Raw genomic sequence first — 18,649 nt, forward strand, 5'->3', positions numbered from 1 at the left:
GTAGGAAACATAGTATCACCGCAAGTAAAGAAAGAAAATGTAGGAAACATAGTGTCGCCAAATGTATCGAAAGAAAATGTAGTGATTCCACAAGTAATACCACCAAATATTCAAGTGCCAAATATAATGCCAATTATGGATAACAATCAGCCACCAAACATCATGCCAATCATGGATAATAATCAGCCACCAAACATGATGCCGATAATGGATAACAATCAACCACCAAACATGATGCCGATCATGGATAACAATCAACCACCAAACATGATGCCAATCATGGATAACAATCAACCGCCAAATATAATGCCAATTATGGATAATAATCAAATGCCAAATATGATGCCGATAATGGATAACAACCAAATGCCGAATATGATGCCAATTATGGATAACAATCAAATGCCAAATATGATGCCAATCATGGATAACAATCAACCACCGAATATGATGCCATATCAAATGCCGTACCAACAGCCTATGATGCCGCCGAATCCGTATTATCAACAACAAAATCCATATCAAATGCCATATCAGCAAGGAGCACCGTTTGGACCGCAATATACGTCTATGCCAAATCCAAATATGATGCCGATAGATAATAATATGCCGCCGCTCGTGCAAGGAGAGGAAGATTGTGGATGCGGAGGAGAGAGTAGGCTATATAGTCCGCAACCTGGAGGGCCACAATACGCGAATCCTTTATATTATCAACCAACTCAATCCGCATATGCACCACAGCCAGGAACGATGTATTATCAACCAGATCCACCAAATGTATTTGGGGAGCCAGTTTCAGAAGAAGAGGATGAAGAAGAAGTTTAAAAAAGGTGGGATGATTCCCACCTTTTTTGTATGTAGATTCGTTCTGGAAACGGAAGATTTACACCAAATGTTAGAAAATCCCCAGTGAAATATTAACAGTGTAAAAACCTTCTCTGTTACTCATCATAAGAGGGAGCTTTTCAGAAGAGAAGTTCATTCTAACAGAGGGGGTTTTTGTATTGAATACGAAAGTAAAAGTGATTGCTGCTTCTTTGTTAGTTACTAGTGCATTAGCTGCATGTGGTACACCAAAAAACAATGCAATGGATGGACGTAACTACAATTACGAGCGTACATCTTATAATGATACACACCAGTATCGTGATAATGTGACGCGTAACGATCGTTATACAGACTATGTAACATATAGAAATGGTCGTAACGATACAGGATATAACTATTACCGTGATGTAAATTACAACGGTCAAATTGCTAATCCGCATCCAACACGTAATATTACAATGAACAATTCATACATTAACAATGATGGTAAAACTGCAGAAAGAATTACAAATCGTGTGAAACGTATGAATAACGTAGACCGTGTGTCTACAGTTGTATATGGAAACGATGTGGCGATTGCGGTAAAACCACGTAACACAGTGACAAATGAAACGGCAATGGCGAACGAAATTCGTCAAGCGGTTTCAAATGAAGTTGGAAACAGAAACGTATATGTATCTGTAAGAAATGACATGTTTACTCGTGTCGATGCAATGAGTACACGCTTGCGTAACGGTACAGTTACAAACGATTTTAATCGTGACATAGTGAATATGTTCCGAGACATTCGTTACGGTTTAACTGGTACAGTGCGATAACAAAAGAGGAAGGGCTACCCCTTCCTCTTTATTCATCGTCATCTTGTAAACGACGCTTTTTAATAAAATAACTAATGGAATAAGAACCTAAAAAGCAAATGAAGAGAATGCCACCTGTTAAAATAGCTTCAAAGAGAGGTCTTTCTGGACTGAAAATAATATAAATAATAGCCATAATAATTCCAACGATAAGGGAGCGAAAGACAAGTTTATAGTAAGGAGTTAATTGGATGTCCTTTTTGCTTTCTTCTACATCAATTGAAACGCTTAACTGTAAATAACTAAGCACAATACTCGTAAGAATAAATAATAGCCATAATGGAGATTTCGTAATTTGATCTAGTCCTTCAGTGAATCCGATATAGCCTAAAATTCCAATTATACCAAGTGATTGAAAAAGAAAGGCAATACGTATATTTTTTAATGTTTGCAGAATGAGACGTTCATCTTTTATTTTTTTCACAATATCCATCTCCTGTTTATGATGATTTCGCTGTTATATTAATTGTAACATATATATTGCATTTATCAATTTATAATTTACATATAATTTGTTTGGATGAAAGAGGAAATAAAATATTTTTATAAACATGTTGCACTTATACTTTATTAATGTTATATTAGCAAAGCGATGAGCTAATTTACGTAAGACGAGAGATATGCTTAAGTGCTAAACACGCGAATGTGGTCGCCTGGTCTCTCGCCGTAAACGCATCAAGACGCCTGCTTTGCAGGCGTCTTTCATTTTATATGAATGTAATGGGAAGAGTGGAGGAATCCAATCTTCCCTTTTTTATTTGAATAAAAGTCAGAATATAAATAGGAATAATTGAACTCTATAATTCTTGATGTGAGTAATCTATGAATTAGGGATAAAACCCCCATTTCCGGAAAAACTACTAATGAAAGTATGATCTTGCCTAAAAGAGGTGAACGGAAATGAAATGGATACTGATTGCGATGCAAGCTTTCGTTATGATGTTTTGTTTCGTTTATGGAACGAATGCGAAGGCGGAAGGGCCAGTACCAGAAGTAACAGAGAAAGACCCTCAAGTTACAATTTTATTAGAGCGAATGTATGTTGATGGAGAAGTAAGTGAGGAAATCTTTACAGAAAAAGTAGCAGACTTAGAAAAGTTTTTACAGCAATATAAAGAATGGCAGCTCGTTGATCGTGATGATGTACAAATCGTATTACAAAAGAAAGTTGACGATATTTCTCCGTTATTAAAAACGAGCGGTTATTTTGGAGTGTCAGAGGAAGGGATATTACAAATTTTCAAAGGTGTACCGAAAAGCGATAATGCGATTCATTCCTTCTTTCAAATTGATATGAAAAAGCTTGAGAGTTATGAGCGTGCGAAATTGAAACGTGGTATTCGTATTAAATCAAAAGAAGGTTTTGTGAAGACGATTGAAAAAATGAAACAATATGCAGTGCAAAATAAGAAAAAAAGCAGCTCATGGTGAGCTGCTTTTTTTCTTATTTATTTTTATCTAAAATTTGTTTTGCGATTTCATCGATTAGCATATCTTTTCCGATTGGATTGAAAGCTTTCGTATTGAAGATTTCGTTTGATACTTCATATACGTGATTGTTTTTTACAGCTCTATTGTCTTTCCAAACGGCACTGTTTTTGTAGTCTTCGTAAACTTTATCAGCTTCACCGCCAAAGTTTACAATAAACATTTGGTCAGGTTGGAATGCAACAAGACCCTCTAGCGATACTTGCGCCATCGTTTGTTTTAAATCTGTACCTTTTGTTGCTGGAAGTTTTAAGTCGTTAAAGATGATGTCACCGTACCCGAAGCTACCGTATACACGGAAGTTTTGTGGTGTAACTGCGATGAACATAAAGCTCTCATCTTTTGTTTTCTCTTTAATCTTTTTAGATAAAGAGTCGGCTTTTTTATCGTAGTCTGCAATCCATTTGTCGGCTTTCTTTTCTTCGTCAAATAGTTTACCTACTTCTTTAAACTTACCGCGCCAGTCTTCTAAGTTTGTTTCTAGAACAACTGTCGGTGCTACTTTTTCTAGTTGATCATAAATTTTTAATTGACGATTGTTCAAAATAATTAAGTCTGGTTTTAAAGCAGTAACAGCTTCTAAATCAACTTTAGGTGCCCAATACCAACCTACTGCTTTTACTCCGTCTAGCTTTTCTGTCAAATGCTTTTGGATTTTATCTTTATATGTATTTGCTGTACCAACAGGTTTGTGTCCAAGAAGTAATAATTCTTCTGTTGAGCCCGATAAATCAACAATTCTCTTTGGATTTACTGGAATTGTAGCTTCCCCTTTAGCATGTTTTACAACTTTTGTTTTCGGTTGTTCTTTTGCTTTTGATTCTTCTTTTTGAGAAGAACAGCCAACGATAGAAAGAACAACTAGCATAATAGTAAATAAAATAAATAGCTTACGTTTCATCCTGATGTAACTCCTTTAATTAGTATTGATAATCATTATCGACCTCTGTATATTAATGTGCTTTAACCTTTCTGTCAATGAAAATAACAGAAGTTTCAAATAGAGAACATTTGTTGGGGCAGTCTCGCTTTTCTATCATTAAATATGTTAAAATGGAATACATGATTTAAGAGGGAGAGATCGTATTTTGTTTGAATATGTTACAGGTTACGTGGAGTATGTAGGACCGGAATATGTCGTAATTGATCATAATGGAATTGGTTATCAAATTTTCACACCGAATCCGTATGTATTTCAAAGAAGTAAGCAAGAAATCCGTGTCTATACATATCATTATGTGAGAGAAGATATTATGGCGCTTTACGGGTTTAAAACACGTGAAGAGCGTTTATTATTTACAAAGTTGTTAGGTGTGTCTGGTATTGGACCAAAAGGCGCTCTTGCAATATTAGCTTCTGGTCAAACAGGACAGGTCGTTCAAGCAATTGAACATGAGGACGAGAAGTTTTTAGTGAAGTTCCCGGGCGTAGGAAAGAAAACAGCGCGCCAAATGATTTTAGATTTAAAAGGAAAACTAGCAGACGTTGTACCAGATGCATTTGTTGATTTATTCTCAGACGAAGAACGTTTTGATGAGAAGAAAGGTTCGTCAGCTGAGCTTGATGAGGCGCTGGAAGCTCTGCGCGCACTTGGATACGCGGAACGAGAAGTTTCTCGCGTTGTACCAGAGTTATTAAAAGAATCATTAACGACGGATCAGTATATTAAAAAGGCACTTAGTCTTTTACTAAATGGTAAGAGGTGAGTATAATGGACGAACGTCTCCTTTCAGGGGAATCTGCATATGAAGATGCGGATTTAGAATATTCATTACGGCCACAGACGCTCCGTCAGTATATTGGCCAAGATAAAGCGAAACATAATTTAGAGGTGTTTATTGAAGCGGCGAAAATGCGTGAAGAGACGCTAGATCACGTGCTTTTATATGGACCACCAGGTCTTGGTAAAACGACGCTTGCGAATATTATTGCCAATGAAATGGGCGTAAATGTTAGAACAACTTCAGGACCGGCAATTGAAAGGCCAGGTGATTTAGCGGCTGTTTTAACAGCACTTCAGCCAGGGGATGTATTATTTATTGATGAAATTCATCGTTTGCATAGATCAATTGAAGAAGTACTATATCCTGCAATGGAAGATTTTTGCCTTGATATTGTAATTGGAAAAGGACCGTCAGCAAGGTCTGTACGTTTAGATTTACCGCCATTTACATTAGTTGGAGCAACGACGCGTGCAGGAGCATTATCAGCGCCATTACGTGACCGTTTCGGTGTACTTTCAAGATTAGAGTATTACACAGTAGATCAGCTTTCTGCGATTGTGGAACGTACAGGAGAAGTATTTGAAGTTGAAATTGATTCATTAGCTGCACTAGAAATTGCAAGACGTGCTCGTGGTACACCTCGTATTGCGAATCGTTTATTACGACGTGTACGAGATTTCGCACAAGTTCGGGGTAACGGAACGGTTACGATGGAAATTACACAAATGGCGTTAGAACTACTGCAAGTAGATAAATTAGGTCTAGATCATATTGACCATAAATTATTGCTTGGTATTATTGAGAAGTTCCGTGGTGGTCCAGTTGGATTAGAAACGGTTTCGGCAACGATTGGAGAAGAATCTCATACGATTGAAGATGTGTATGAGCCGTATTTATTACAAATTGGCTTTTTACAACGAACGCCAAGGGGGCGAATTGTAACGCCACTTGCATATGAGCATTTCGGAATGGAGATGCCAAAAGTATGACGGAGATGCCAAAATTGCTTATTACAGCAGGGATCTTACTTATCGTTGTTGGCTTAGCTTGGAAGTTCATTGGAAGACTTCCAGGCGATATTTTTGTGAAAAAAGGAAACGTTACCTTTTATTTTCCTATCATTACATGTATTGTGTTAAGTATTGTATTATCTTTTATTATGTATATAATAAATCGATTCAAATAAGAAATAGGTGGATATAGTTATGGATATTAATCTGTTTGATTTTCATTTACCAGAAGAACTTATTGCACAAGTCCCATTAGAAGAGCGTGAAACATCAAGATTAATGGTGTTAGACCGTGAAACAGGCGATATTGAGCATAAACATTTTACAGACATTCTTTCTTACTTACATGAGGGGGATTGCTTAGTTTTAAATGAAACGAAAGTAATGCCTGCTCGTCTGCATGGTGTGAAAGAAGATACAGGCGCACACATTGAAGTACTTCTTTTAAAACAAGAAGAAGGCGATAAGTGGGAGACGCTTGTTAAGCCAGCGAAACGTGTAAAAGAAGGAACTGTTATCTCTTTTGGCGAAGGAAAATTAAAAGCAACTTGCACAGGAACTGCAGATCAAGGTGGACGTCAGCTTGAATTTTCATATGACGGCATCTTCTATGAAATTTTAGATGAACTTGGAGAAATGCCACTTCCTCCATATATTAAAGAGACGCTAGAAGATCGTGATCGCTATCAAACAGTATATGCGAAAGAAATCGGTTCAGCAGCAGCGCCGACTGCAGGACTTCATTTTACAGAAGAGTTACTGGAGAAGTTAAAACAAAAAGGCGTTGAGTTAGCATTTATTACACTTCACGTAGGGCTTGGAACATTTAGACCCGTTTCTGCTGATACGATTGAAGAACACCATATGCACGCAGAATATTACTATATGTCTGAAGAGACGGCGGCATTATTAAACCGTGTAAAAGAGAATGGTGGACGTATCATTACGGTAGGTACGACTTCAACTCGTACGTTAGAAACAATTGCGACAGATCATGACGGCAAGCTTTGTGCTGCTTCTGGCTGGACAGACATTTTTATGTACCCAGGTTACGAATTTAAAGCAATTGATGGTTTAATTACAAACTTCCATTTACCGAAGTCAACATTAATTATGCTTGTAAGTGCATTTGCAAACAGAGATAATGTACTTCATGCTTATAATGAAGCAGTAAAAGAAAAATATCGTTTCTTTAGCTTTGGTGATGCAATGTTCGTTGCCTCTCACGCTAAAATGGGAAACAAATAAAAGGAGTAAATTATGACAGCAATTCGTTATGAATTTATTAAAACTTGTAAACAAACAGGTGCCCGTTTAGGACGTGTACATACGCCACACGGTTCATTTGATACACCAACATTTATGCCAGTTGGTACGCTTGCAACAGTTAAGACAATGTCACCAGAAGAATTAAAAGCAATGGATTCTGGCATTATTTTAAGTAATACGTATCATTTATGGCTACGTCCAGGTCACGAAATCATTCGTGAAGCAGGCGGTTTGCATAAATTTATGAACTGGGATCGTGCAATCTTAACGGACTCTGGTGGTTTCCAAGTATTCAGTTTAAGTGACTTCCGTCGCATTGAAGAGGAAGGCGTTCATTTCCGTAACCACTTAAATGGAGATAAATTATTCTTATCACCAGAAAAAGCGATGGAAATTCAAAATGCATTAGGTTCAGATATTATGATGGCATTTGATGAGTGTCCACCATTCCCAGCTACTTTTGAATATATGAAGAAATCTGTAGAGCGTACAAGCCGCTGGGCAGAGCGTTGCTTAAAAGCACATGAACGTCCACAAGATCAAGGTTTATTCGGTATTGTACAGGGAGGGGAGTTCGAAGAGCTTCGTCGCCAAAGTGCAAAAGACCTTGTTTCAATGGACTTCCCTGGTTACGCGGTAGGTGGTTTATCTGTAGGTGAGCCGAAAGATATTATGAACCGTGTACTTGAGTTTACAACGCCGCTTCTTCCAGATAATAAGCCACGTTACTTAATGGGAGTAGGTTCCCCTGACTCGTTAATCGATGGTGCAATTCGTGGTATTGATATGTTTGACTGCGTACTTCCAACTCGTATCGCTCGAAATGGTACATGTATGACAAGTGAAGGCCGCCTTGTTGTCAAAAATGCGAAATTCGCAAGAGATTTCGGTCCGCTTGATCCAAACTGTGATTGCTATACATGTAAAAATTACTCTCGTGCGTACATTCGTCACTTAATGAAATGTGATGAAACGTTCGGAATTCGTTTAACGTCTTATCACAACCTTCATTTTCTGTTAAACTTAATGGAGCAGGTGAGACAAGCTATTCGTGAAGACCGTCTTGGCGATTTCCGCGAAGAATTCTTTGAACAGTATGGCTTTAATAAACCGAATGCTAAAAACTTCTAATACATAATTTAAAAGGAGGAACAAAAGATGAATCCAGGTATGATGAATATCGTTATGATCGTTGCGATGTTTGCGATTTTCTATTTCTTATTAATTCGCCCGCAACAAAAACGTCAAAAAGCAGTTGCTCAAATGCAAAGTGAGTTAAAAAAAGGTGATGCTATCGTAACAATCGGTGGTTTACACGGTACAATTGAATCAGTAGATGAGACGAAAATCGTTATTAAATCTGGCGGTTCACACTTAACTTTCGATCGTAATGCGATTCGTGAAGTTGTGAAAAACTAATGAGGAAGGCCCTGCATGAAATGTGCAGGGCCTTTTTTTAGTTATTTTGTTTGGACATATTTACACCGAAAATGCCACCAAGTGTACTCGCGCCCATTAATGCTAATTGGTAAAGTAACTGCGAGTTCGATAAAGTTTGAGAGAAGCCTAAATAGTTAACTAGAAAAACAAGTATAGTGAATGTAAGTCCTGTTGAGAAGCCTACTAGCCAACCTTTCCCTTGTGCTTTTTTGCCGGCAGTAAACCCAGATATAAGCATAGATAAAAGTGCTAGTATAAAAATAGTAACAGCTAATGTTCCTTCATTCATATCTGTAAATTTTAATAAAAGAGCCATAATCATGCTAGTAACTGTTGCGAGAATTAATAGGATAACGATACCGAAGCCGATTGCAGTTGATAATTTTTTCGTTCCATCCATTTATACATTCCCCCTTTTTAATACAAGCATATTTTCCTTTTGCCTAAGTTAGACTATTTTCTTTTTTATAGGGGAGTCTATACGTAAAAAGGAGATGTAAAAATGGAATGGGTATCAGTAATTGGCCGGACGATGCTGTTGTATATTATCATCTTAATTATTTTTCGTCTTATGGGTAAACGTGAGATAGGAGAATTAAGTGTATTAGATTTAGTCGTATTCATTATGCTTGGTGAAATGGCTGTAGTCGCAATTGAAAATACGGATAAATCACTTTGGCATCAATTAGTTCCGATGGTCTTTCTTATGTGTATACAGATCATTTTGTCTGTCATTTCTTTAAAGTTTCAACGATTTCGGCATTTAATAGAAGGAGAACCAGCAATCATTATTAATGCTGGAAAAATTGATGGGAAAAAGATGAGAAACCAGCGATATAATATAGATGATTTAATGATGCAATTAAGAGAGCAGGGAGTCGGAGATATTAGGGATGTAGAATACGCTATTTTAGAACCATCTGGGAAGTTATCTGTCTTTCAAAAACAAAAAGGCGGGCAGGATGCATTGCAGTTTACTCTTCCCCTTATTATCGATGGAGAAATTCAATCGAATCATTTACAAATGATTGAACATACAGACGAGTGGCTTGTTGAAAAATTAAAAAACTTAGGCTATAACGATGTAACACAAATTTTATACTGTAGTTTTCAAAATGGAAAATTTTTTGTTGATTTGAAAGAAAACTAGAGGCTTACTATATGGAATAGTAAGCCTATTTACTTCAAAAATGAAAGTTTTCGAATGATAGGGAGACGACTTAACTCTTCTTTTCGAATGAGCTTGAAAATGAAGAGGAGCACAATATAAACGAGTGTTGTTAAAGTGATTTCCCATAATGTTTGTACGCCAAGTGAATGAGAGAAAACTATATACTTATGAAGGTAAAAACCGAAGGAGCCTGCGATACCGATGGCAAGTCCGCCAAAAATATAGTCTTTTGCGTAAATGGTAAATGTAATTTTCTTTAAAACAGTAGCATAATGAAGAAATGTTACTGTTACGATATTTGCTGCAATTGCAAGGGCAACCCCCATCATTTGAAACTCTGGCCTTGAAGCTAGTACAAAAATAACGATTAATTTCACGATTGCACCAATAAATGTATTCATCATGGCCGCACGTGCTAAGTTTAAAGCTTGTAAGACAGAGGTAAGTGGACTTTGAAAATAATGAAATAAAAAGCAAGGTGCAAGAAGCTGGATGAACGCTGTTGCACTATCCGACCCATACATAAGAGTTAAAACAGGAGAAGCAAATACGTATAATATAACGACTGACCACCCGCCAGTAATGAGTGAGATTCGAAGAGCTTGTTGTAAGCGGTGTTCTACTAATTTATGTTGTCTTTTTGCCATTGCCTCGCTAATAGATGGAACGAGTGCTGTCGAAAGAGCGTATGTAATAAAGGCTGGTAGTGAAAGAAGCGGGAATGCATACCCGTTTAATATACCGTATTGCTGAGTTGCGACGGAGGCAGCAACGCCGGCAATCGCTAAGCTTTGCATAACGACGATAGGTTCAAAAAAATAGGAAACGGAACCGATTAAACGACTTCCTGTAGTTGGAAGTGCAATATCCATAAGAGAATAAAATGTCCCCTTGCTTTCCTTTACAGTAGTGAAAAATCCAGAGCGTATAGATAAATGTTTTTCACGCTGGAATAAAGTGAGTAAAAATAATAACGATGCCACTTCACCGAGAACGGCTGATAACATAGCACCAGCTGCAGCATATTCTACGCCGTAAGGTAAAAATAATTGAATACATATAGCGATAATGGTAATGCGGACAATTTGTTCTATCACTTGGGCGTAAGCGCTAGGTTTCATATTTTGTTTCCCTTGGAAATAGCCACGTAAAACAGAAGAAACAGCAATAACAGGAACGACAGGCAAAATGGCCATTAATGGATAGTACGTTCGTTCATCAGTTAATAATGTTTTTGCTAAAATAGGTGTGAGGAGCATAATTCCAATTGTTAAAATGATACTAATAACAGATGTAACAGCTAATGATACTGTTAATATTTTTTTAACCTTTTGTTTATCATTCACAGCTTCTGCTTCTGCTACAAATTTTGCGATTGCGACAGGAAGACCGATTTGTGTTAATGTAATTGCTAGAATAAATGTAGGGACGGCCATCATATAAAGGCCAACGCCTTCTTCTCCTAAAATACGTGCCATTACAATACGATTAATAAATCCTAGAATTTTGGTAATAAAGCCGGCTATCATTAAAATAAATGCGCCTTTTAAAAAGCTTTGTCTCGTCATGGTCTTCTCCTACCTTCTCAAAATCAGTGGAATGATTTACAATAATTTATATGCACGTACGAGACAAGAATGACAAGCATTTAAGAGAGTACTCTTGAAAGTAGTTATTGCTGTCCATTAGAGCGGGATTAAAAGCGACTTTTCGTGCTGAAATAAGAAGGAGATGTTATATATGTTAGATAGAGAGGCTTTGGTAGAATCATACCGCGGACAGTTACAAGTCGTTTTAGAAAGTAAAGTAGAAGAGTTCCAAATGTTCGGCTACGACCGAGTAACAGATGATGACATTTGGAAGTTTCTTAAAGTGAAAAAGTGGAAGAAGATAGACAGTGACGTTAGATTGTATGAATTAGTTAATGACGTATTAACAGTAACAGCTAATGAATATATGACGTATTTAACTGTTGAAGCATATCAAGCCCCGCTTTGGTCATTTGATGAATATGAAAATAAATAACCGACTGCAATTGGTTTGTTCTTCCTTTTGCAGTATAATGATAGGTATTGATAATGAGGAAATAATTATGTCTAAGATCATATATAAAGGAGGTAGTGAAGAGAGAAAACAAATAATGAAAGTGTAGGTAATGTGAAAAACTTACCGACACAGCTGGTGAGGAACTAGCAAAATTATAGAAAGGAAGTCTACTAACTAGGCGTATGCACACGTGTAAAAGTGAATCGTAAAAGATTTATTTGAAGTGTTAGTAGCGGAAAGAGGGTACATATGGCAAAGCGTGGTACAAGAATTGCCGCCTTTTTCCTCATCGTTTTATTAATCGGTGGAGTAATTGGTGCGGCAGGAAAAGACATAGCAAAAGGAATTAGTCTAGGACTAGACCTTCGCGGTGGTTTTGAAATTCTGTATGAAGTAAAACCAGCCAAAAAAGGTGATAAAATCGATCGAGATGTACTTGTAAGTACAGTAGGTGCTCTTGAAAATCGTGTCAATGTTCTCGGTGTAAGTGAGCCGAACATTCAAATCGAAGGGCAAGATCGAATTCGTGTACAGCTTGCTGGTGTACAAGATCAGCAAAAAGCACGTGAAATGTTATCAACACAAGCGAAATTAACATTTCGTGATGTAGATGACAATCTTCTTATGGATGGAACGGATTTAAAAGGCGGCGGAGCGAAGCAAACATTTGATGAGCAAGGCCGTGCGAGTGTAGGTCTTACACTAAAAAGCGCTGAAAAATTCCGTGAAGTAACTGAGAAAATTTCAAAAATGCCACCACCAACGAATTTAATGGTAATTTGGCTTGATTTTGAAGAAGGAAAAGATTCGTATAAAGCAGAATCTGCAAAACCGAATCCGAAATTCTTATCAGCAGCAACAGTAAGTCAAGTATTTAACCAAGCTGAAGTATCTATCGTAGGTGGAAACTTCACTGTTGAAAGTGCAAAACAACTTTCATCTTTATTAAACGCAGGTGCACTGCCGGTTGATTTAAAAGAAATGTATTCAACATCTGTTGGAGCGAAATTTGGTCAACAAGCGTTAGAGCAAACGATTTTCGCTAGTGCGATTGGTATCGCTCTTATTTTCTTATTTATGCTTGTATTCTACCGTTTACCAGGACTTGTAGCGGTTATTATGTTAGGTTTATACATTTTCGTTACATTACTTGTCTTTAACTGGATGCATGCAGTTCTGACGTTGCCAGGTATTGCAGCGTTAGTGCTCGGGGTAGGTATCGCAGTTGATGCGAATATTATTACGTACGAGAGACTAAAAGAAGAACTGAAAATTGGTAAGTCAATGATGTCAGCATTCCGTGCTGGTAACCATCGTTCATTAGCAACAATTTTAGATGCGAACATTACAACACTTGCAGCAGCTGGTGTATTATTCGTTTACGGTAATAGCTCTGTAAAAGGATTCGCAACAAGTTTAATTGTAAGTATTTTAGTCGGTTTTATTACGAACGTATTCGGTACTCGTTTCTTACTAAGTTTACTTGTAAAGAGCCGTTACTTCGATAAAAAACCAGGATACTTTGGTGTGAAACAAAAGGATATTATTCCGTTAACAAAAGGTGTAGTACATCCACCAACGAAATTTGATCGTATTAACTTTGTAAATGTCGGTCATAAATTCCTTATCTTCTCGATTGTAGTTGTAATTGCAGGTGCAATTATTTTACCAATTTTCAAAATGAATCTTGGTATTGACTTTGCGAGTGGTACACGTATCGACCTGCAATCAAAACAATCAGTTACTGTGTCTGATGTTCATAAAGATTTTAAAGAATTGAACATTGACGTGAAGGAAGAAAACATTGTACCGACTGGAGATGACAATAAGGGATTCGCAGTTCGTACATTAGGTGTTCTATCAAAAGATGAAATTGCGAAAACAAAAACATTCTTCCACGATAAATATGGTACAGATCCAAACGTAAGTACAGTTTCGCCGACAATTGGTAAAGAAATTGCAAGAAATGCATTTATCGCAGTATTAATTGCTTCTGCAGTTATCATTTTATACGTAAGTATTCGATTCCGATTTACGTACGCATTATCTGCAGTGCTTGCATTATTACATGATGCATTCGTTATGATTGTTATATTTAGTATTTTCCAATTGGAGGTAGACTTAACGTTTATCGCTGCCGTGTTAACAATCATCGGTTATTCTATTAATGACTCAATTGTTACGTTTGATAGAAACCGTGAATTATACAAACAGAAAAAACGAGTTCGCGATATAAAAGACTTAGAAGAAATCGTAAATGCAAGTATTCGCCAAACGCTTGGTCGTTCGATTAACACCGTATTAACAGTGTTATTCCCAGTAATTGCACTGCTTATCTTCGGTAGTGAGTCACTACGTAACTTCTCGTTTGCGTTACTTGTTGGACTAGTTGTAGGTACGTATTCTTCTGTTTTCGTTGCTTCTCAAATTTGGTTAATGCTTGAAAACCGTCGTTTGAAAAAGGGCAAAAACAAGAAAAAGGTTGAGAAAGTAGAATCTGAACCGCAAGTATAAAAAAGATGATGTCTCTTTATGAGGCATCTCTTTTTTCGTTTGTGGATACAATAAGATAGTTACTTTGAAATGATGAAATGGAAGAAAGTGGTGATGTTATCGCTGTTTTTGTTACAATAAAGTGAAACTTTAATCAGTGGGGGTTTTCTTCATCCCCCACTGATTATTAGTTGAACCAATCGGACTTTTATGGGCAGCCCGACCCCCACATAAATTTTTTTCTTTCACTGAATTTTGAGGTAGGGGTCTTACTGCCCATTAAAGTGGGATAAAAAGATAGGTTAAGAAAAGAAGGGATTTTAATGATGGAAAAAGATGAACGTTTTAAACAGGCCGAGTTTGGTGCTATTGTCGGGATCGTTGGTAATATTATATTAGCGATTATAAAGGCGGTAATTGGTTATATTGGGAACAGTAAAGCGCTATTAGCAGATGCGGTGCATTCTGCATCAGATGTAATTGGTTCGCTAGCTGTACTGTTTGGGTTACGAGCAGCAAAGCAGCCGCCCGATGAAGATCATCCGTATGGTCATGGTAAAGCGGAATCGATTTCAGCGATTATTGTTGCAGTATTATTATTTATTGTGGGAATCGAGATAGCGATTTCGTCCATAAAAGCTTTTTCACAGGAACTAGAACCGCCGAAAGGGATTACAATTTTTGCTGTCGTTCTTTCAATTATCGTGAAAGAAGGAATGTTTCAATATAAATTCCGATTAGGGAAAAGGGTAAATAGTGATGCAATTATTGCAAATGCATATGAGCACCGTTCAGATGTGTTTTCTTCAATTGCAGCTTTAATCGGTATTTGTGCAGCGATTATTGGTGGTAAGTTCGGGTTAGATTGGCTTGTGTATGCCGATCCAATTGCAGGATTATTTGTTTCACTTCTCGTTGCAAAAATGGCATGGAGTATTGGGGCAGAAGCAATTCATGCAACGCTTGATCATGTTCTTCATGAGGAAGATGTTATTCCGCTTAGAGAAGCAGTACTTCAAATAGATGGTGTAAAAAAAATTGGTTCTTTATACGCAAGGGAACATGGTCATTATGTTATTGTTGATATTAAAGTTTCTGTAGATCCATACATTACTGTAGAAGAAGGGCATCGCATTGGAAAGCATGTGAAAGAAACGCTTATGAAACAAGATAACGTACAAAATGTGTTTGTACATATAAATCCGTATTCTCCAAATTAAACATTATTAACATTTTAGTATATAGATATTGCATCGTAGTTTGCATGATATTGTCACCCCTTAATCTGTCTTGTATAATGAACAGGTTAAGGGGTGATTTCGTGTTACAACCGAAGACGCGTTGGAAAGAAAAAGAATATAATGGCGAGCGAGTGAGTGAATTAGCAAGTAAATTACAATTATCACCACTTGTCGTTTCGTTATTCCTCGGTAGAGGATTAGATACAGAAGATAAGATTTTAGATTTTTTAAATACAGAAAATCAAGAATTTCATGATCCATTTTTATTAGAAGGAATGGATAGAACGGTAGAACGTGTAAATAAGGCGATTCAAAATGGAGAGCAAATATTAATATTTGGTGACTACGATGCGGACGGAGTAAGTAGTACGACTGTATTATATCTTGCCTTACAAGAATTAGGTGCAGACGTAGAATTTTATATCCCAAACCGTTTTACAGAAGGTTATGGACCAAACGAAGAAGCATTCCGTTGGGCGCATAGCGCGGGATTCTCACTTATTATTACTGTTGATACTGGTATCGCAGCTGTACATGAAGCGAAAGTAGCGAAGGAACTTGGGATAGATCTTATTATTACAGATCACCATGAGCCGCCACCAGAATTGCCAGAAGCACTTGCGATTATTCATCCGAAATTAGATGGCGGTGTGTATCCGTTTCACTATTTAGCGGGCGTTGGTGTTGCGTTTAAAGTTGCGCATGCACTACTGGGCCGTGTACCAGAACATTTATTAGAAATTGCAGTAATTGGTACAGTAGCCGATTTAGTATCACTTCACGGTGAAAATAGATTGCTAGTGAAGCGCGGTTTAAAACATATGCGCATGACGAAAAATATTGGACTAAAGGCGCTATTTAAAGTAGCTAATGTTTCGCAAAGTGAAATTACAGAAGAGAGTATTGGCTTCTCAATCGCACCTCGTATTAATGCAGTTGGACGTTTAGAAGATGCTACGCCGGCTGTACATCTTTTATTATCAGAGGATCCGGAAGAAGCGAAAGAGCTGGCTGAAGAAATTGATGAACTGAACAAACTGCGAAAAGATATTGTAAAGCAAATTACAGAAGAAGCTATCGCTGAGGTGGAAAATAATTTCCCGCCTGAAGACAATAAAGTATTAGTGCTTGCAAAAGAAGGATGGAATCCAGGTGTAATTGGAATTGTTGCTTCTAAATTAGTTGAACGTTTTTATCGTCCAACGATTGTATTATGCATTGATCCTGTAAAAGAAACTGCAAAAGGTTCAGCGCGTAGTATTGCAGGATTTGATTTGTTTGCAAATTTGTCAGATTGTAGAGAGTTATTGCCACACTTCGGAGGACATCCGATGGCAGCGGGAATGACGCTACATATGAATGATGTAGATGAATTACGCCGCCGTTTAAATGAACAGGCAGATACAATTTTAACGGAAGAAGATTTTATTCCAATTACAGCTGTCGATGCTTTTTGCAAAGTGGAGGACGTAACACTTGCAGCAATTGAAGATATGCAAAAGTTAGCGCCATTTGGTGTTGGAAATCCAAAGCCACGTATTGCAGTGAAAGATGCGGAGTTAGAAAGTATTCGTGCAATCGGATCAGACGGTTCTCATTTAAAGATGTCTCTTCGTGATGGACAAGCAACATTGGATACAATTGGATTCGGTTTTGGTGCGTATGCGAAAGAAATTTCTCCAGTTGCAAAAGTATCTGTAATAGGAGAAGCGTCTATCAATGAATGGAATAATTTTAAGAAGCCGCAATTAATGGTGCAAGATATTGCTGTAGAGGCATGGCAATTATTTGATTGGCGTAGTATGCGTAACGTAGAAGCAAATTTAGCAGAACTTCCGAAAGAAAAAATCACGATGTTGTATTTTTCTAAAGAGGTATTGAATAAATTTTCTTTAGAAGACTATAAAGAGCATATGATGCATGCATCAGAAGTAACCGAGTTAGATGAGCAATACATCGTGTTACTTGATTTACCAAAAGGAACAGATGAATTACGAGATCTATTTAAAGTTGGGTTCCCGTCGCGAATTTATACGCTATTTTATCAAGAGAATAATCATTTATTTAGCACTGTTCCAACGAGGGATCACTTTAAATGGTACTATTCATTCTTGAGCCAAAAATCACCATTTTCTTTAAGGCAATATGGAGAACAACTATGTCAACATAAAGGTTGGTCAAAAGATACAGTAAATTTCATGACACAGGTGTTTTTTGAGTTAGAATTTGTTACAATAAAAGATGGCGTCATTTTTATGGCAGACAAAAAACAAAAGCGTGATTTAATTGAATCGAACACATATCGTGAGAAAATGAACCACTTACAATTAGAAAAAGAATTGGTTTATAGCACATATCAGCAACTATATACATGGTTTGAAACGATTCGTAATCATAAAGAAGTAGAACAGTTAGGGTAAAGGATTTGTATTTACAAACCTTTTAGATCTGAGGAGGATTCAGAAATATGGATTTCAAGCAACATATCGCAATTGTACCGGACTATCCAAAAGAAGGTATTGTGTTTAAAGACATTACACCGTTAATGAACGACGGTAAAGCATACAAAGCAGCAACAGATGCAATCGTTGAGTATGCAAAAGAGAGAGACATCGACCTTGTAGTAGGTCCAGAAGCTCGTGGCTTTATTATTGGTTGCCCAGTTTCTTACGCATTAGAAGTAGGATTTGCGCCAGTTCGTAAATTAGGAAAATTACCACGTGAAGTAATTACAGTTGACTACGGTAAAGAATATGGTAAAGATGTTTTAACAATCCATAAAGATGCAATTAAGCCAGGCCAACGCGTATTAATTACAGATGATCTATTAGCTACAGGTGGAACAATCGAAGCGACAATTAAGCTAGTTGAAGAGCTAGGCGGAGTTGTAGCAGGAATTGCATTCTTAGTAGAACTTACTTACTTAGATGGTCGTAAAATGTTAGATGGTTACGATGTATTAGTATTAGAAAAATACTAATCGCTATATAGGTAAAACTACGGTGATAAGAAGTACCCGTGAATCTCTTGGAGAGGAGCGGGTACTTTTGTATAATTGAACAAAAAATTATGGTGAAATGTC

Annotated in this window: 18 protein-coding genes; 14 read left to right on the forward strand and 4 right to left on the reverse strand. The window is 37.1% G+C overall.

Going from position 1 to position 18,649, the window contains the following annotated elements; all coding sequences use genetic code 11:
- Nucleotides 1-1,004 precede the first annotated feature (1,004 nt).
- Entirely contained in the window at nucleotides 1,005-1,646 is a 642-nt protein-coding gene (locus tag QCI47_RS05430) for a YhcN/YlaJ family sporulation lipoprotein (protein WP_001093544.1), read from the forward strand.
- Nucleotides 1,647-1,674: 28 nt separating this feature from the next.
- Here the strand turns inward: QCI47_RS05430 and QCI47_RS05435 are convergent, their stop codons facing one another.
- Nucleotides 1,675-2,109, reverse strand: a complete 435-nt coding sequence (locus tag QCI47_RS05435) for a branched-chain amino acid ABC transporter substrate-binding protein (RefSeq protein ID WP_071741864.1) — start codon at nucleotides 2,107-2,109, stop codon at nucleotides 1,675-1,677.
- A 476-nt stretch (nucleotides 2,110-2,585) separates the two neighbouring features.
- On the opposite strand from QCI47_RS05435, the gene QCI47_RS05440 reads away from it, so the two are divergent.
- Nucleotides 2,586-3,116: a BofC C-terminal domain-containing protein gene (locus tag QCI47_RS05440; RefSeq protein WP_000871180.1), complete on the forward strand. Its 531-nt coding sequence runs from the start codon at nucleotides 2,586-2,588 to the stop codon at nucleotides 3,114-3,116.
- A gap of 13 nt (nucleotides 3,117-3,129) precedes the next feature.
- On the opposite strand, the gene QCI47_RS05445 is transcribed toward QCI47_RS05440, so the two are convergent.
- Nucleotides 3,130-4,074, reverse strand: a complete 945-nt coding sequence (locus QCI47_RS05445) for an iron-hydroxamate ABC transporter substrate-binding protein (RefSeq protein WP_000823601.1) — start codon at nucleotides 4,072-4,074, stop codon at nucleotides 3,130-3,132.
- Nucleotides 4,075-4,261: 187 nt separating this feature from the next.
- Here QCI47_RS05445 and ruvA point away from each other — a divergent pair, with 187 nt between their 5' ends.
- Genes ruvA through yajC form a run of 6 tightly spaced genes read left to right on the forward strand, consistent with a single transcriptional unit; the run spans nucleotide 4,262 to nucleotide 8,595 of the window.
- Nucleotides 4,262-4,879 (forward strand): Holliday junction DNA helicase RuvA, encoded by a 618-nt coding sequence (gene ruvA / locus QCI47_RS05450; RefSeq protein ID WP_000464508.1) that lies wholly within the window; start codon nucleotides 4,262-4,264, stop codon nucleotides 4,877-4,879.
- 5 nt (nucleotides 4,880-4,884) lie between these two features.
- Nucleotides 4,885-5,886 carry a Holliday junction branch migration DNA helicase RuvB gene (gene ruvB, locus QCI47_RS05455; protein WP_000344452.1) on the forward strand — a complete coding sequence of 334 codons (1,002 nt, stop codon included), beginning with the start codon at nucleotides 4,885-4,887 and terminating at the stop codon, nucleotides 5,884-5,886.
- Nucleotides 5,883-6,083: a DUF2905 domain-containing protein gene (locus QCI47_RS05460; RefSeq protein ID WP_000138162.1), complete on the forward strand. Its 201-nt coding sequence runs from the start codon at nucleotides 5,883-5,885 to the stop codon at nucleotides 6,081-6,083. The genes ruvB and QCI47_RS05460 overlap by 4 nt, the downstream gene beginning before the upstream one ends.
- A 19-nt stretch (nucleotides 6,084-6,102) precedes the next feature.
- Nucleotides 6,103-7,155: a tRNA preQ1(34) S-adenosylmethionine ribosyltransferase-isomerase QueA gene (queA, locus tag QCI47_RS05465; RefSeq protein WP_000354032.1), complete on the forward strand. Its 1,053-nt coding sequence runs from the start codon at nucleotides 6,103-6,105 to the stop codon at nucleotides 7,153-7,155.
- A gap of 12 nt (nucleotides 7,156-7,167) precedes the next feature.
- A complete protein-coding gene (gene tgt, locus QCI47_RS05470) occupies nucleotides 7,168-8,307 on the forward strand; it encodes a tRNA guanosine(34) transglycosylase Tgt (RefSeq protein WP_000125362.1) in 1,140 nt (379 codons plus the stop codon).
- A gap of 27 nt (nucleotides 8,308-8,334) precedes the next feature.
- Nucleotides 8,335-8,595 carry a preprotein translocase subunit YajC gene (gene yajC / locus QCI47_RS05475; protein ID WP_001068066.1) on the forward strand — a complete coding sequence of 87 codons (261 nt, stop codon included), beginning with the start codon at nucleotides 8,335-8,337 and terminating at the stop codon, nucleotides 8,593-8,595.
- Between the two features lie 37 nt (nucleotides 8,596-8,632).
- On the opposite strand, the gene QCI47_RS05480 is transcribed toward yajC, so the two are convergent.
- A complete protein-coding gene (locus QCI47_RS05480; RefSeq protein ID WP_000349147.1) occupies nucleotides 8,633-9,016 on the reverse strand; it encodes a TIGR04086 family membrane protein in 384 nt (127 codons plus the stop codon).
- Between the two features lie 102 nt (nucleotides 9,017-9,118).
- Between QCI47_RS05480 and QCI47_RS05485 the strand changes: the two genes are divergently transcribed.
- On the forward strand, nucleotides 9,119-9,766 hold the full coding sequence (locus QCI47_RS05485) for a DUF421 domain-containing protein (RefSeq protein WP_000455393.1): 648 nt from the start codon (nucleotides 9,119-9,121) through the stop codon (nucleotides 9,764-9,766).
- Nucleotides 9,767-9,795: 29 nt separating this feature from the next.
- On the opposite strand, the gene spoVB is transcribed toward QCI47_RS05485, so the two are convergent.
- A complete protein-coding gene (gene spoVB / locus QCI47_RS05490; RefSeq protein WP_000198282.1) occupies nucleotides 9,796-11,355 on the reverse strand; it encodes a stage V sporulation protein B in 1,560 nt (519 codons plus the stop codon).
- Between the two features lie 172 nt (nucleotides 11,356-11,527).
- Here spoVB and QCI47_RS05495 point away from each other — a divergent pair, with 172 nt between their 5' ends.
- The 5 genes from QCI47_RS05495 to QCI47_RS05515 all read left to right on the forward strand — a co-directional run bounded on the left by QCI47_RS05495 (nucleotide 11,528) and on the right by QCI47_RS05515 (nucleotide 18,547).
- Nucleotides 11,528-11,812 carry a post-transcriptional regulator gene (locus QCI47_RS05495; RefSeq protein WP_000886980.1) on the forward strand — a complete coding sequence of 95 codons (285 nt, stop codon included), beginning with the start codon at nucleotides 11,528-11,530 and terminating at the stop codon, nucleotides 11,810-11,812.
- A gap of 270 nt (nucleotides 11,813-12,082) precedes the next feature.
- Nucleotides 12,083-14,347: a protein translocase subunit SecDF gene (gene secDF / locus QCI47_RS05500; RefSeq protein ID WP_001119080.1), complete on the forward strand. Its 2,265-nt coding sequence runs from the start codon at nucleotides 12,083-12,085 to the stop codon at nucleotides 14,345-14,347.
- A gap of 305 nt (nucleotides 14,348-14,652) precedes the next feature.
- Nucleotides 14,653-15,546 carry a cation diffusion facilitator family transporter gene (locus QCI47_RS05505; RefSeq protein ID WP_033674155.1) on the forward strand — a complete coding sequence of 298 codons (894 nt, stop codon included), beginning with the start codon at nucleotides 14,653-14,655 and terminating at the stop codon, nucleotides 15,544-15,546.
- Between the two features lie 101 nt (nucleotides 15,547-15,647).
- Nucleotides 15,648-17,987, forward strand: coding sequence for a single-stranded-DNA-specific exonuclease RecJ (recJ, locus tag QCI47_RS05510; protein ID WP_061132116.1), 2,340 nt, complete (start codon nucleotides 15,648-15,650; stop codon nucleotides 17,985-17,987).
- Nucleotides 17,988-18,034: 47 nt separating this feature from the next.
- Nucleotides 18,035-18,547, forward strand: coding sequence for an adenine phosphoribosyltransferase (locus tag QCI47_RS05515; protein ID WP_000346214.1), 513 nt, complete (start codon nucleotides 18,035-18,037; stop codon nucleotides 18,545-18,547).
- The last annotated feature ends 102 nt before the right edge of the window (nucleotides 18,548-18,649 follow it).

It is taken from the genome of Bacillus cereus group sp. RP29 (genome assembly GCF_040459765.1).
Classification (GTDB): Bacteria; Bacillota; Bacilli; order Bacillales; family Bacillaceae_G; genus Bacillus_A; species Bacillus_A paranthracis.

Coding starts and splice junctions, on each gene's coding strand:
- QCI47_RS05440 (WP_000871180.1), top strand. CDS start 2,586: ATGAAATGGATACTGATTGCGATGCAAGCTTTCGTTATGATGTTTTGT.
- QCI47_RS05445 (WP_000823601.1), bottom strand. CDS start 4,074: ATGAAACGTAAGCTATTTATTTTATTTACTATTATGCTAGTTGTTCTT.
- ruvB (WP_000344452.1), top strand. CDS start 4,885: ATGGACGAACGTCTCCTTTCAGGGGAATCTGCATATGAAGATGCGGAT.
- QCI47_RS05460 (WP_000138162.1), top strand. CDS start 5,883: ATGACGGAGATGCCAAAATTGCTTATTACAGCAGGGATCTTACTTATC.
- queA (WP_000354032.1), top strand. CDS start 6,103: ATGGATATTAATCTGTTTGATTTTCATTTACCAGAAGAACTTATTGCA.
- tgt (WP_000125362.1), top strand. CDS start 7,168: ATGACAGCAATTCGTTATGAATTTATTAAAACTTGTAAACAAACAGGT.
- yajC (WP_001068066.1), top strand. CDS start 8,335: ATGAATCCAGGTATGATGAATATCGTTATGATCGTTGCGATGTTTGCG.
- QCI47_RS05480 (WP_000349147.1), bottom strand. CDS start 9,016: ATGGATGGAACGAAAAAATTATCAACTGCAATCGGCTTCGGTATCGTT.
- QCI47_RS05485 (WP_000455393.1), top strand. CDS start 9,119: ATGGAATGGGTATCAGTAATTGGCCGGACGATGCTGTTGTATATTATC.
- spoVB (WP_000198282.1), bottom strand. CDS start 11,355: ATGACGAGACAAAGCTTTTTAAAAGGCGCATTTATTTTAATGATAGCC.
- QCI47_RS05495 (WP_000886980.1), top strand. CDS start 11,528: ATGTTAGATAGAGAGGCTTTGGTAGAATCATACCGCGGACAGTTACAA.
- secDF (WP_001119080.1), top strand. CDS start 12,083: ATGGCAAAGCGTGGTACAAGAATTGCCGCCTTTTTCCTCATCGTTTTA.
- QCI47_RS05505 (WP_033674155.1), top strand. CDS start 14,653: ATGGAAAAAGATGAACGTTTTAAACAGGCCGAGTTTGGTGCTATTGTC.
- QCI47_RS05515 (WP_000346214.1), top strand. CDS start 18,035: ATGGATTTCAAGCAACATATCGCAATTGTACCGGACTATCCAAAAGAA.